This is a genomic window from Streptomyces sp. NPDC090119 (genome assembly GCF_044747085.1).
Taxonomy (GTDB): Bacteria; Actinomycetota; Actinomycetes; order Streptomycetales; family Streptomycetaceae; genus Streptomyces.
In genome coordinates this window covers 455,657-468,301 of the sequence record NZ_JBIVDK010000002.1, presented here as the reverse complement: position 1 = coordinate 468,301, position 12,645 = coordinate 455,657, and the positions used below count along the sequence as shown (strand labels likewise).

Sequence of the window (12,645 nt, the reverse complement as noted above, 5' to 3'; positions counted from 1 at the left end):
ACCCCATGCCCCGCATCGCCCTCGTCACCCTCGCCGTCTGCGTGCTCGCCGTGGCCGCCGCCGTCGTGTCCTTCGTCCAGGGCAGCTGGCTGGGGATCATCTGGGTGCTGCTGGCGGGCCTGACGTCCAACATGACGTTCTTCTACGTCAAGCGCGGCCGGGCCAGGTCCGGCACGGGCACCGGGTCCGTCACGGGATGACCGAGCACACCTGCGGGGTCTCGGACCAGAAGCGGTACAGGTAGTAGCCGCAGTCCGAGAAGGCGCCGTCCACGCCCAGCGCGCTCAGCAGGGTGTAGATCACGTCGAAGAACACCTGGTTGACCGAGGGCACCCACAGCAGCGCGAACACGATCAGCAGGCCGAACGGGGCGATCGGCTCCACCTGCCGCTTGATCCCGTTCGACAGCCAGGGCTCGATCACCCCGTAGCCGTCCAGGCCCGGCACCGGCAGGAAGTTCAGGACCGCCGCGGTGACCTGGAGCAGCGCGAGGAACGCCAGCGCGTACCGGAAGTCGCGCGGGACGCCGTCCAGCGCTTGCAGCCAGAACGGCGCCGTGCACACCGCCGCGAACAGCACGTTGGTCAGCGGACCGGCCGCCGAGATCAGGCTGTGCCGCCAGCGGCCCTTGATCCGGCCCCGCTCGATGAAGACGGCGCCGCCCGGCAGGCCGATCCCGCCCATGATCACGAACAGCACCGGCAGGACGACGCTCAGCAGGGCGTGCGTGTACTTCAGCGGGTTCAGCGTCAGATAGCCCTTGGCGCCGATCGAGATGTCCCCGCTGTGCAGGGCGGTACGGGCGTGCGCGTACTCGTGCAGACACAGCGAGACGATCCACGCGGCCGTCACGAACAGGAACACCGCGAGGCCCGGCTGCGCCGCGAACCCCGTCCAGGTCGCCCACCCGGTCACCGCCGTGATGGCCACGATCCCGGCGAACACGGGACTGATCCGGCGGTCGCCGGTACGGGAGAGGGCGGTGGTCATGGGGCTCCTGAGTGCTCGGTGTGCCGGGGGTGCCGATGGTCGACCGTACCGGTGATGCGAGGGGAACGTCCCGGCCCCACCCCCGGGTTCCGGGACGCCTCCGGGTTTACGGGTCGCCACGGAAACCCGGAGGCGCCCCGAGTGCGTCCCCAGGGACAATGGACCCCGTGCGCTATCGGCTACTCGGCACCACCCAGGCTCTCCGTCCGGACGGCACCCCCGTCCCCGTCGGCGGCGCGCGGCTGCGTGCCCTGCTGACCGTCCTCGCGCTGCGCGCCGGGCGGACCGTACCGGCCGGGGCACTGGTCGACGAGGTGTGGGGCGCCGACCCGCCCGCCGACGCGCCGGGCGCCCTCCAGGCGCTGGTCGGACGGCTGCGCCGGGCCCTCGGGGCCGACGCGGTCGCCTCCGTGGACGGCGGCTACCGGCTCACCGCCGCCCCCGACGACGTGGACCTCACCCGCTTCGACCGGCTCACCGGCGACGGCCTGCGCGCCCTCGCCGACGCCGACCCGGCCAAGGCCGCCGTCCTCCTCGACGACGCCCTCGCCCTGTGGCGCGGCCCGGTCCTCGCCGACCTGCCCGACCGCACCGCCGACGCGGCCCGCTGGGAGACCCGCAGGCTGGACGCGCTGCGCGCCCGGCACACCGCCGCGCTCGCCCTCGGCCAGGCCGAGCCGTCCCTGCCCGAACTGGCCGCCCTGTGCGACGAGCACCCCCTCGACGAACCCCTCCAGGCCCTGCGGCTGCGCGCCCTGCGCGACACCGGCCGCACCGCCCAGGCCCTCGCCGCCTACGAGGAGGTACGGCGCCTCCTCGCCGACCGGCTGGGCTCCGATCCCGGCCCGGAGCTCCGGGGCCTGCACGCCGAGCTGCTGGCGGGCACCGGTCCGGCACCGGCGCCGCCCGCCCCGGCCCCGCCCCGGCCCGCGCCGGGCAACCTGCCCGCCCGACTGACCTCGTTCGTCGGCCGGGAGTCCGACATCGATGCCATCGGCGCCGACCTCGCCGCCTCCCGGCTGGTCACCCTGCTCGGGCCCGGCGGCGCGGGCAAGACCCGGCTCTCCATGGAGGCCGCCGAAGCCGTCCGGGGCACCGCGCCCGACGGTGCCTGGCTCGCCGAACTCGCCCCCGTGGACGACCCGGACGCCGTACCGCAGGCCGTGCTCACCGCCATCGGCGCCCGCGAGACCGTGCTGCACGGAGCGGGCGTCGACAACGTGCGCGCCGCCTCCGACCGCTGGGGCGACCCCGTCGATCGGCTGGTGGAGCACTGCGGGCGGCGCCGGATGCTGATCATCCTGGACAACTGCGAGCACGTCGTGGACGCCGCCGCCCGGCTCGCCGAACGCCTGCTGGCCGACTGCCCGCGCCTCACCGTCCTCGCCACCAGCCGCGAACCGCTCGGCGTACCGGGGGAGTTGCTGCGCCCGGTCGAGCCGCTGCCCGAGCCGGTCGCACTGCGACTGCTCGGCCACCGCGGCGCCGCCGCCCGCCCCGGCTTCACGGTGGCCGACGACCCGGAGGCGTGCGCCGAGATCTGCCACCGCCTGGACGGCCTGCCGCTGGCCATCGAGCTGGCGGCCGCCCGGCTGCGCATGCTGACACCACGTCAGATCGCGGACCGCCTCGACGACCGGTTCCGGCTGCTCACCTCCGGCAGCCGCACCGTCCTGCCCCGCCAGCAGACCCTGCGCGCGGTCGTCGACTGGTCCTGGGACCTGCTCGACGCCGACGAACGCGAGGTGCTGGGCAAGCTGTCGGTGTTCGCGGGCGGCTGCGACCTGGCCGCCGCCGAGGCCGTCTGCGGTCCCGTCGCGCTGGACGCGCTCGGCTCCCTGGTCGACAAGTCCCTGGTGGTCGCCGCCCCTTCGGCCGGTGCCGGGATGCGCTACCGGCTGCTGGAGACCGTCGCCGAGTACGCCGCCGAACGGCTGGACGAGAGCGGCGAACGCGCCGCCGCCGAGCGCGCCCACCTCGTCTACTACCGCGAACTCGCCCGCACCACCGACCCGTTGCTGCGCGGCCCGCGCCAGCGCGAGGCGATCGACCGCATCCAGCTGGAGTACGAGAACCTGCGCACCGCGCTGCGGCACGCCGTCGACCTGCGCGACGAGCAGGAGGGACTGTGCATGGTGCTGTCCCTGGTCTGGTACTGGCAGATGCGCGACCAGCGCCTGGAGGTACGGGCCTGGTGCGAGGAGGTCATGGCGCTCGGCCCCGACCCGTTCGCCGATCCCGCCGCGCCCGCCGAGCCGGTGTGGACGCGCAGCACCGACATCCCGCCGCCCCTGTCCGGCGAGGACCTCGCCGAGGCCCGGCGCGGGCTGCACCTCGCCCATCTGGCCTGCATGGACACCGACATGGAGGCATGGCGGACCCCGGCGGCACGGGACAAGCTGACCGTCGTCACCGAGGTCTACCGGCCCGGCCTGCCCCAGACCTGCCGCTCACCCGGCATGCTCTGGTGGTTCGCGGAGATGCTCGTCAACGGCGTCGGGCGGCTGCCCGAGATCACCGACGCCACCGTGCGCACCTGCCGGGCGACCCCCGGCTACGAATGGGAGCTGGCGGGCGCCCTCCAGACCCGCGCCAACCTGCTCGCCAACCGCGCCACCTGGGCGGGCGACGCCACCCGCGACGCCGACGAGGCGCTGGAGATCTACCGGCGCCTCGGTGACGACTGGGGGCTGGCCGAGGCGCTGTCCGCGCGCGGCGAGGCCCATGAGCGCAAGGGCCTGTACCGCGAGGCCGCCGCCGACTACGAGGGCGCCATGGCGCACGCCGAACACCTCGGCGCCCGCGCCCAGATGGCCGTCCTCGGCGCCCGCCTCGGCAATGTGCTGCTGGAGGCGGGGGACGAGGAGCGCGGCGAACGGCTGCTGCGCGAGGTCGTGCACGAGCTGGACGGCAGACACAGCGAGGCCATGCCGGTGGCCCGGCTCCATCTGGCCTCCTGGCTCCTGGCCACCGGACGGCCCGCCGAGGCACGCGCACAACTCCAGCTGCTCCGGGATGAGTTCGTGCTCTCCCGGTTCATCGTCTTCGACGCCATGATCCTCGCCCAGGAAGCCTGGCTGGACGCCGAGGAGGGGCACGCGGAGCGCTCGCTGGAGTCGGTCCGCCGCGCCTTGGAGCTGGCCGCCGACCCGCTGTGCGAGGTCGTCGTCCCACAGATGCCGACCGTCTGTCTCACCGTCGCCGCGCTCGCCCTGGCCATGGCCGACGACGGGGCCCGCGCCCTGGACGCCGCCCGCTGCCTGGGCGCCTCGGCGGCCCTGATGCCGGAGGGGCATCTGCGCCCCCAGGTGGAGCAGCGGGCGTACGACCGCAGCGAGGCGCGTATCCGTGACGTGCTCGGTGACGCGGCCTACGACGCCGCGTACGCCGAGGGCGGTGGCCTCTCCCTCGTGGAGGCCACCGCCCTGGTGTGAGACCCGGCCGGAACTCAGGTCTTGGTGCGGAACTTGTGGATGGCGACCGGCGCCATCACCGCGGTGATCCCCACCGACCAGGCGACCGTCACCCACAGGTCGTGGGCGACCGGGCCGCCCACCATCAGACCGCGCGCCGCGTCCGCGAGCGTGGACAGCGGGTTGTAGTCGGTGAACGCCTGCAGCCAGCCGGGCATCGACTTGGTCGGCGCGAAGATGGACGAGCCGAACTGGAGCGGGAACAGCACCAGGAAGCCCATCGCCTGCACGGACTGCGCGCTCTTCATCACCACGCCCAGGGTGAGGAACACCCACATGATCGAGGACGCGAACAGCGTGGCGAGGCCCACGGTGGCGAACAGTCCCGGCCAGCTCACGATGTCGAAGCCGACCAGCACGGCGACGACCATCAGCACGGCCGTGGCGAACAGCATCCGGCCCAGCTCCACCGCGAGCTTGGCGAACAGCACCGAGCCGCGGCCGATCGGCAGCGAGCGGAACCGGTCCATCACGCCGCTGTTGAAGTCCTGGCTGAAGCCGGTGCCGACGCCCTGCGACATCGTCATGCTCATCATCGCCAGCATGCCGGGGATGACGTACTGCACGTACTGGTCCTGGCCGCCGCCGAGGGCCTGGCCGATGGAGCCGCCGAAGACGAACACGAACAGCAGGGTGAAGACGACGGGCATCAGCAGCGCGTCGAACATCGACTCCGGGTCCTGCTTGATCCACAGCAGGTTGCGGCGGACGAGCGCGCCGGTGTGCCGCAGGTGGCCGCGCAGGGTGATGCGGGAGTCCGCCAGCGGGACGGGCGGGACGGTCGTGGTGGCGGCGCTCATACGGCGACCTCTTCGCGGGTCTCGGCGGGCGTGGCGTCCTGCGGGGCACTGGCGCGGTGGCCGGTGAGGGAGAGGAACACCTCGTCCAGGCTGGGGAGTTCGGTGACGATGGAGGAGATGGTGATACCGCGCGCGGTGACCGCGCCGACGACCGCGGTGAGCTGCTCGTCGCTGAGGATCGGCACCAGCAGGGTGCCGGTCTGGCGGTCCACGGTGGTGGTGGCCAGGCCGGTGATGCCCAGCTCGTCCAGCGTGGTGGCGAGCGGCTCCAGCTGCAGCGGGTCCACCGGGCGCACGCGCAGGGTGCGGCCGCCGACCTTCGCCTTCAGCTCCTCGATCCGGCCGCCCGCGATGACCTTGCCCCGGTCCACCACGGTCAGCTCCGAGGCGAGCTGCTCGGCCTCCTCCATGTACTGGGTGGTGAGCAGCACGGTCACGCCCTCGCCGACCATCGCCTTCACCTCGTCCCAGACCTCGTTACGGGTACGGGGGTCGAGGCCCGTGGTGGGCTCGTCCAGGAACAGCACCTGCGGACGCCCGATCATGGAGGCGGCCAGGTCAAGCCGTCGCCGCATGCCGCCGGAGTAGGTGGAGGCGGGGCGCTTGGCCGCCTCGGTCAGGGAGAAACGCTCCAGCAGCTCGTCCGCGCGGCGCCGGGCGTCCTTGCGGGACAGGTCCAGCAGCCGGCCGATCATGTACAGGTTCTCCCAGCCGGGCAGCTTCTCGTCCACCGAGGCGTACTGCCCGGTCAGCCCGATCACCCGGCGCAGCTGCCGGGGCTGCCGCACCACGTCGTACCCGGCCACGAGCGCCTCACCGGCGTCCGGGGTGATCAGGGTCGACAGAATCCGTACGAGGGTGGTCTTCCCGGCGCCGTTCGGCCCGAGCACCCCCATCACGGTCCCCTCCCGGACCTCCAGATCCACCCCGTCCAGTGCCTTGGTCTCGCCGTAGTGCTTGACCATCCCCCGCACGGACACGGCGGAACGGCCGCCGCCGGGGTTGTCTTCGATTCGCGTCATGGGGAGGACTGTGCCAGGCGGCACCGACAAAGCACCGACAGGCGACCGACAGGGCCGGTGCCTACACGGACTCGCGTATCGGTACGGCCTGCTGGAGCCGGGGCGCCGCCGGTTCGGGGAGGGTGGCGAACGGCCCGGCCGTCCTCGCGGTCAGCCCCCTGCTCCGCGAGCCGATCGTCGCCTACACGCGGACCCCGGCGGACGACAGCCCGCCCCGGCTCCGCCTGCGCGCGGTGCTCCTGGACCAGCTCAAGGCGGCCCCCGAGCTGCCCCAGCACCTTCCCGCCCCCACACCCCCCGGAGGGCACCCCGGTCACGGTGGTCGCCCACCGGTGCGGGTGGTCGTCGGCGAGCACGTTCGTCGACGTGTTCCGGCGGACGTTCGGGCACACGCCGGGCCGCATCGGCTGACGTTCGACCAGGTGCTCGCGTCACTGCCGGGTCGGCCAGGGGCCGCCGTCGAACCTCGACCGAGCGACCGCCCAGGATCAGGGCTTGTCCAGCCGTCGTAGCGACAGCTCTGCCGCTGGTCCCGGGATGTCCGTGGTCAGAGGGGTGTGTCAGAGTCTGCGCATGCTCAAGATCGTGGTGGAGACGGAAAACTGCGAGCGGCACGTCCGCGTGTCCGCCGAGGAGCTGGCTGGACTGGTCCGGCGAATCGGTGGTGATGGTGACCGGTTCCTGGTGGTCCAGCGGATACCCGACCTGCCCGATGTCTTCGCCCAGGTCTGGCACAAGACCGGTGGTGACTACACGTTGGAGTACCGCGACGGTGCCGCTGACCGGCACTTCCAGGCGATGGCCGACGGTCCTGAGAGCGTGATCGCCGCGATGACCGGCTGGGCTCGCCAGGAGGCCGGATGGGACAGCGGTCTGGCTTGGTCGCTGCTGGACATGGACCCTGTCCGCGAGGTGCCGCCGCTCGACCTGGCCGAGGACGAGCGGGCGGAGTTGGAGAGGCGTCTCCGCGAGGTACTGGTCGGCGGCTATGCCTCCCGCGCCGAACTGGCCGAGCTCGCGGAGGAGTACCTGGTCACCAAGGACCGCCGACCCGTGTCGCGTGAGCAGGCGGAGACGCTGGCAGACCGGTTGTGGCTGGAACGGGTAGGGGAGCAGACCGAGTGGCAGGGCGAGACCGACCCCGAGCGGCTCACCCGCGCGTTCACCGCCCTGCGGGAGGCCGGTATCACCGCCCGCGAGAACTTCACCTGTTGCCGTAGCTGCGGCCAGTCCGAGATCGGTGCAGAAGGCGGGCCCGACGCCCGCGGCTTCGTCTACTTCCACACCCAGTGCACGGACTCCGCCGTAGCGGGCCACGGACTGACGCTCCTCTACGGCGGCTTCGACGGCTCGTCCGACACCACCACAGCCATCGGCCACGAGGTCGTGGCTGCCCTCGAAGCAGTCGGCCTCCACACCGAGTGGGACCATGACCCCGGCCAGGCCATCACCATCACCCCCCTGGACTGGCGCCGCCGCCTGGTCGGCTAGGGACCGGCGCCACACCCACGTGAGGAGTGCGGCGAGGACGACGGCTGCCTGGCAGTACTCGGCCGTTCTGTCGTATCGCGTCGCGATGCCGCGCCATCGCTTCAGCCTGTCGAAGCATTGTGCCCGCCGCCTACCCCAGAGGCGCCGAGGCGAAGGTCTCCCACTCGTACATCTCGTCGTCCCGGTGGATGACGATCAGCTCGGCGCTGGTCACCCGTGCCTGTGCCGGGGTGAACTGGCGGGCTGCGAAGGCTTCTTCGACGGGGGCGGCCGGGTCGTCGCTCGCGCTGTAGGCCACCGAGACGTGTGGTCTGAAGTCGGTGGGGTTCTCGGGCACGTCGTGCAGTATGTCGGCGACGCCACCGCGGATCGCGTCGCGGACCTGGGAGACGAACATGACGCATCTGCCGGGGGAGCGGGCCGCACTGGCCCGTTCCCTCGTGGCGTCCGGGGCCATGACCCCGGACTGGTCGGCCGCTCTCCTCGCGGTGCCGCGCTCCCGCTTCCTGCCCGAGGTCTTCTGGGCGCATGACATGGACAGCGGTGAGAGCACGCGGGTGGACCGGCGAACCGAGCCGGAGGTCTGGGAGGGACACGCGTATGCGGACGCCCCCCTCGTCACCCAGTGGGACGACGGGGAGGGCGGTGGGTCCGGCGGGGTGCCGACCTCCTCCGCCTCGATGCCCTCGGTCGTCTTCCGGATGCTGGCCGCGCTGGACGTGCGTCCCGGCGATCGCGTGCTGGAGATCGGGACCGGCACCGGGTGGAACGCCGGTCTGCTCGCGGCCCGGCTCGGCGCGCGGAACGTCACGAGCGTCGAGATCGACCCGCAGGTGGCGGACGACGCCCGAGAACGGCTGGCGGCGACGGGCCTGCTCGGAACGGTGCTCACGCGGGACGGCGCGCTCGGCGATCCCGCCGGGGCGCCGTTCGACCGCGTCATCGCCACCGCCGGGGTCCAGAAGCTGCCGCCCGCGTGGATCGAGCAGACCCGCGAGGGCGGACTGATCGTTGCTCCCTGGGGGACGCACTACGGCAACGCCGACGCGGTCGTCCGGCTCGAAGTCGCCGAGGGAGCCGCGAGCGGGAGGTTCGTCGGCCCGGTGGAGTTCATGAAGCTGCGCGCCCAGCGGCTCCCCTTTCCCGGCCACGAGGCGTACGTCCCGGACGGCATGGACTCGGCCGAGCACACGAAGGCGGAGGTGACCGAGGCCGACCTCCTCGGCGCGGGCCGCTTCGACGCGGCCGCGTACGTCCTCGGGCTGAGGGTGCCCGGCTGCCATCAAGCCGTGGCGGCGAAGCGGGACGGGTCGCGGCCGGTCTGGTTCTACGGGCTCACGGACCGCTCATGGGCCTGCGCCATGCTGCACGACGGCCACGAAGCCGACGTGTGGCAGGCCGGGCCACGGCGGCTCTGGGACGAGGTCTCGCGGGCCCTCGGCTGGTGGACGGACGCCGGGCGACCGGGCATCGAGCGGTTCGGTCTCACCGTCCGCGAGGATGGCGAACAGTTCGCGTGGCTGGACCACCCCGAGGACGCCTGGCCGGTCTGATCAGGTGCGGAAGAGGCCCCGTCCATCCCCGGAGCGGGATGGGCGGGGCCTCGGCCGGTCGAAGGGGCTCAGCGGTGTACCTGCTCCGCGGGCTCCGGGACGTGCGCCGCCACCAGCCGCCCCGTGGGAGCGGACGCCCGGCGCCGGTCCACGCCGTACGCGACGCCCGCCACGCCCAGGCCGAGGACGGCGAGCACCGCCCCCGCCAGTGCGGGCGACGTCACGCCGAAGCCCGCCGCCAGGGCGAGCCCGCCGATCCAGGCGCCGCCGGCGTTCGCCAGGTTGAAGGCGGCCTGGTTGGCGGAGGAGGCGAGGGAGGGGGCCGCGGCGGCCTTCTCCATGACCATGAGCTGGAGCGGGGAGCCGGTGACGAAGGCGGCCATGCCGAGCAGGGTCACGCCGAGCGCCGCGCTCCACTCGGCGCGCATCAGCACCGGGAAGAGGGCGAGGACGACGCCGAGCGCGGTCAGGCCGCCGAACAGCGTGCCCCGCATCGCGTGGTCGGCGAGGCGTCCGCCCAGCAGGTTGCCCGCGGTGGCGCCGACACCGAACAGCGCGAGCAGCAGCGTCACGCTGGCCGGGGCGAACCCGGCGGAGTCGGTCAGCATCGGGGTGACGTAGCTGTACGCGGCGAACAGCGCGCCGAAGCCCGCGACCGTCGTACCGAGCGCCAGCCACACCGGCACGGACTTCAGCGCGGCCAGCTCGTGGCGCAGCCCGGCCGCGGTGGCGTGGGTGTGGTCGCGCGGTATGAGCAGGGCCAGCGCGGCTATCGCGGCGAGGCCGATGGCGCTCACCCCGAGGAAGGTGGCCCGCCAGCCCAGGTTCTGGCCCATCAGCGTGGCCACGGGCACGCCCGCGACGTTGGCGACGGTCAGCCCCAGGAACATCAGGGACACCGAGCGGGCCTTGCGCTCCGGCGCGACCATGCCGGTGGCGACGACCGCGCCGACGCCGAAGAAGGCGCCGTGCGGCAGGCCGCTGAGGAAGCGGGCGGCGAGCAGGGACTCGTAGCCGGGGGCGAGCGCGGAGAGCGCGTTGCCCGCGACGAACAGGGCCATGAGGCCGATCAGCACGGTACGGCGGGACATCCGCGCGGTGACGGCGGCCAGCAGCGGGGCGCCGATGACGACGCCCAGCGCGTACGCCGAGACCAGGTGTCCCGCGGTCGGGATCGAGATGTGCAGGTCGCCCGCGACGTCGGGCAGCAGGCCCATCATCACGAACTCGGTGGTACCGATGCCGAAGGCGCCCACGGCAAGGGCGAGGAGTGCCAGGGGCATGAAGGGACCTCTCAAGACGAAAGTGCCGTACAGGGCTCAGGGGGAATCTTCTATGTTCCCGTACGGAACAAAGTCTTTCAAGGCCACTATTCCAGCGGGTTACGAGGGCGTGTCGAGCTTCACACGAGCTGCCACCGGGAGGTGGTCGCTGTTGGTGCGCGGCAGGGTCCAGGAGCTCTCCGGCTCGACGCCCTTGACCATGATCTGGTCGATCCGCGCCATCGGGAACGCGGCCGGCCAGCTGAACCCGAAGCCGCTGCCCGCCGCGCCCTGCGTGGAGCGCATCTGGGAGGTGACGGCGTTGAGCGAGCGGTCGTTCATCGTGCCGTTGAGGTCGCCGAGCAGCACGACCCGGGTGAGGGTCTCGTCCGCGATGGCCTCGCCCAGCGCGTCGGCGCTCTTGTCGCGCTGCCGTGCGGTGAACCCGGCCTCCAGCTTCACCCGCACCGAGGGCAGGTGGGCGACGTACGCCGCGACCAGGCCGTCCGGGGTGGAGACGGTGGCCCGCATGGCGCGCTTCCAGCCGAGCTTGATGTCGACCGCCCGCACCTGGCTCATCGGGTACTTGCTCCACAGCCCGACCGTGCCCTCCACCGCGTGATAGGGATACGTGGCCTTGAGCGCGTCGGCGTACACCGGGACGGCGGAGGCGGGCAGCTCCTCCAGGGCGACCATGTCGGCGCCGGAGGCGGAGACGTCGCGGGCGGTGGCCGCCGGGTCGGGGTTGTCGGCGTTCACGTTGTGGGTGGCGACCACCAGTTCCCCGCCGGTGCCCGACTTGTCGGTGAGCAGCAGCCCGCCGAACAGGTTCAGCCACACGATCGCCGGGAGCAGCACCGCGATCAGCGCGATGGCGGAGCGGCGGACGAGGCCGAGCACCAGCAGCACCGGGATCGCCACCCCCGCCCAGGGCAGGAACGTCTCGATGAGGCTGCCCAGGTTGCCGAGCCGGTTGGGGATGCGCGAGTGCACCAGCATCACCAGCGCCAGCGCCAGCGCGACCGCGGCGGTGACCAGGCCCCGGCGCCAGATCCCCGGGTCTCCGCGCCAGCCACCGAGCAACCGGTGCGCCAGGCGCCGAAGCCAGGACACTGGTCGCTCGGGACCCGAGCCGCCGTTGTCCGTCTCCGTCACGTACGCCTGCTGCGCCATACCGTGTGCCTCACTGCCTGCCGTGCTCTCCGTCATCCCCCCGTGTGTGTGTACGACCCTAGGGGATGTCCGGCTTCGTTCCGCCGTCCCATGACGGCCGTTCGGAAGACGAGGACGTGCGAGGCGGCGCCGACAGTTCCGAGAACCCCTGCCACGGAGGGAGTCTGTGACGAAATCCGCACATCCGCGCTACGGAACCGGCGGCCTGACGGGCCGTAGGCCGACGAGCAACGTGTCGACGATCTCCTCCGCGAGCCCTTCGGGAAGGTCGGCGTCGGGGCGCAGGACGGTGCGTACGAGCATGGCGCCGACGAACATGTCGTTGGCCAGCTCCACGTCGATGTCGGTGCGCAGTTCGCCGTCGCGCTGGCCCCGGCGCAGCACGTCCAGGGTGAGGGCGCGGCGGGGCGCTATGACGCTCGCCTCGTAGGCGGCCCAGATGCGGGGGCTGCACTTCGCCTGGACGTAGACGTTGTGCATGATCGCCGAGGAGCGGCTGGCCAGGCCGCGGCGGCGCAGGGTCTCCAGCATGACGACGAGGTCGTCGCGCATGGAGGTGCCGGGGAGTTCCGGGTCGGGGGGTTCGGCGGCGCGCATGACGTCGACGAACAGTTCCTCCTTGCCGCTCCAGCGGCGGTAGATGGTGGCCTTGCCGACCCCGGCGGTGCGCGCGACCCGCTCGATGGAGAGGTCGGCCAGCGGTACGCCGTCCTCCAGGAGCTTCATCACGCCCTCCAGGATGGCGCGTTCCACGGTCTCGCTGCGGGGCCTGCCCCGGGCGGGGGCGGGCCGCTCGGGCCGGTCTGCGGCAAGGCTCACGTCCACGTCGTCCTCTCGGTGTGCTGCGGGTGATTCTCCCGCAGCGGCGGCCTCCCTCCGGA

11 protein-coding genes and 1 pseudogene are annotated in these 12,645 nt (G+C 72.7%); 5 read left to right on the top strand and 7 right to left on the bottom strand.

Annotation, left to right across the window (positions count from 1 at the left end):
- Positions 1–5: 5 nt before the first annotated feature.
- A complete protein-coding gene (locus tag ACIPPM_RS09460) occupies positions 6–200 on the top strand; it encodes a hypothetical protein (RefSeq protein ID WP_393598977.1) in 195 nt (64 codons plus the stop codon).
- Here ACIPPM_RS09460 and ACIPPM_RS09455 read toward each other — a convergent pair.
- The gene (locus tag ACIPPM_RS09455) at positions 190–990 is read right to left on the bottom strand and encodes a site-2 protease family protein (protein ID WP_401445071.1); all 801 of its coding nucleotides are present in this window, start codon (positions 988–990) and stop codon (positions 190–192) included. The genes ACIPPM_RS09460 and ACIPPM_RS09455 overlap by 11 nt on opposite strands.
- 158 nt (positions 991–1,148) lie before the next feature.
- On the opposite strand from ACIPPM_RS09455, the gene ACIPPM_RS09450 reads away from it, so the two are divergent.
- Positions 1,149–4,424, top strand: a complete 3,276-nt coding sequence (locus tag ACIPPM_RS09450) for a BTAD domain-containing putative transcriptional regulator (protein WP_401445069.1) — start codon at positions 1,149–1,151, stop codon at positions 4,422–4,424.
- A 14-nt stretch (positions 4,425–4,438) separates the two neighbouring features.
- Here ACIPPM_RS09450 and ACIPPM_RS09445 read toward each other — a convergent pair whose 3' ends face one another.
- The gene (locus ACIPPM_RS09445; RefSeq protein ID WP_393598983.1) at positions 4,439–5,263 is read right to left on the bottom strand and encodes an ABC transporter permease; all 825 of its coding nucleotides are present in this window, start codon (positions 5,261–5,263) and stop codon (positions 4,439–4,441) included.
- Complete coding sequence (locus ACIPPM_RS09440; RefSeq protein WP_393598984.1) at positions 5,260–6,285, bottom strand: ATP-binding cassette domain-containing protein; 1,026 nt, start codon at positions 6,283–6,285, stop codon at positions 5,260–5,262. Before ACIPPM_RS09440 ends, ACIPPM_RS09445 begins: the two co-directional genes overlap by 4 nt.
- Positions 6,286–6,419: 134 nt before the next feature.
- On the opposite strand from ACIPPM_RS09440, the pseudogene ACIPPM_RS09435 reads away from it, so the two are divergent.
- Both ACIPPM_RS09435 and ACIPPM_RS09430 read left to right on the top strand, forming a co-directional pair.
- A pseudogene (locus tag ACIPPM_RS09435) lies at positions 6,420–6,696 on the top strand (AraC family transcriptional regulator); the annotation flags it as partial.
- Between the two features lie 162 nt (positions 6,697–6,858).
- Positions 6,859–7,776, top strand: coding sequence for a DUF6891 domain-containing protein (locus ACIPPM_RS09430; RefSeq protein ID WP_401445065.1), 918 nt, complete (start codon positions 6,859–6,861; stop codon positions 7,774–7,776).
- Between the two features lie 130 nt (positions 7,777–7,906).
- Here ACIPPM_RS09430 and ACIPPM_RS09425 read toward each other — a convergent pair whose 3' ends face one another.
- Positions 7,907–8,173, bottom strand: a complete 267-nt coding sequence (locus tag ACIPPM_RS09425; protein WP_401445062.1) for a 2'-5' RNA ligase family protein — start codon at positions 8,171–8,173, stop codon at positions 7,907–7,909.
- Here ACIPPM_RS09425 and ACIPPM_RS09420 point away from each other — a divergent pair.
- Positions 8,172–9,329, top strand: coding sequence for a methyltransferase domain-containing protein (locus ACIPPM_RS09420; RefSeq protein WP_401445060.1), 1,158 nt, complete (start codon positions 8,172–8,174; stop codon positions 9,327–9,329). The two genes, ACIPPM_RS09425 and ACIPPM_RS09420, sit on opposite strands and share 2 nt — an antisense overlap.
- 68 nt (positions 9,330–9,397) lie before the next feature.
- Here ACIPPM_RS09420 and ACIPPM_RS09415 read toward each other — a convergent pair whose 3' ends face one another.
- From ACIPPM_RS09415 to ACIPPM_RS09405, 3 genes are all read right to left on the bottom strand, one after another.
- Positions 9,398–10,612 (bottom strand): MFS transporter, encoded by a 1,215-nt coding sequence (locus tag ACIPPM_RS09415; RefSeq protein WP_401445058.1) that lies wholly within the window; start codon positions 10,610–10,612, stop codon positions 9,398–9,400.
- Positions 10,613–10,711: 99 nt separating this feature from the next.
- Positions 10,712–11,764 (bottom strand): endonuclease/exonuclease/phosphatase family protein, encoded by a 1,053-nt coding sequence (locus ACIPPM_RS09410; RefSeq protein WP_401446389.1) that lies wholly within the window; start codon positions 11,762–11,764, stop codon positions 10,712–10,714.
- Positions 11,765–11,953: 189 nt separating this feature from the next.
- The gene (locus ACIPPM_RS09405; RefSeq protein WP_401445056.1) at positions 11,954–12,583 is read right to left on the bottom strand and encodes a TetR/AcrR family transcriptional regulator; all 630 of its coding nucleotides are present in this window, start codon (positions 12,581–12,583) and stop codon (positions 11,954–11,956) included.
- Positions 12,584–12,645: the final 62 nt, after the last annotated feature.

Bases quoted from the DNA above. Each gene is read 5' to 3' on its own strand.
- ACIPPM_RS09460 (WP_393598977.1), top strand. From the start codon at position 6: ATGCCCCGCATCGCCCTCGTCACCCTCGCCGTCTGCGTGCTCGCCGTG.
- ACIPPM_RS09455 (WP_401445071.1), bottom strand. From the start codon at position 990: ATGACCACCGCCCTCTCCCGTACCGGCGACCGCCGGATCAGTCCCGTG.
- ACIPPM_RS09450 (WP_401445069.1), top strand. From the start codon at position 1,149: ATGGACCCCGTGCGCTATCGGCTACTCGGCACCACCCAGGCTCTCCGT.
- ACIPPM_RS09445 (WP_393598983.1), bottom strand. From the start codon at position 5,263: ATGAGCGCCGCCACCACGACCGTCCCGCCCGTCCCGCTGGCGGACTCC.
- ACIPPM_RS09440 (WP_393598984.1), bottom strand. From the start codon at position 6,285: ATGACGCGAATCGAAGACAACCCCGGCGGCGGCCGTTCCGCCGTGTCC.
- ACIPPM_RS09430 (WP_401445065.1), top strand. From the start codon at position 6,859: ATGCTCAAGATCGTGGTGGAGACGGAAAACTGCGAGCGGCACGTCCGC.
- ACIPPM_RS09420 (WP_401445060.1), top strand. From the start codon at position 8,172: ATGACGCATCTGCCGGGGGAGCGGGCCGCACTGGCCCGTTCCCTCGTG.
- ACIPPM_RS09425 (WP_401445062.1), bottom strand. From the start codon at position 8,173: ATGTTCGTCTCCCAGGTCCGCGACGCGATCCGCGGTGGCGTCGCCGAC.
- ACIPPM_RS09415 (WP_401445058.1), bottom strand. From the start codon at position 10,612: ATGCCCCTGGCACTCCTCGCCCTTGCCGTGGGCGCCTTCGGCATCGGT.
- ACIPPM_RS09410 (WP_401446389.1), bottom strand. From the start codon at position 11,764: ATGGCGCAGCAGGCGTACGTGACGGAGACGGACAACGGCGGCTCGGGT.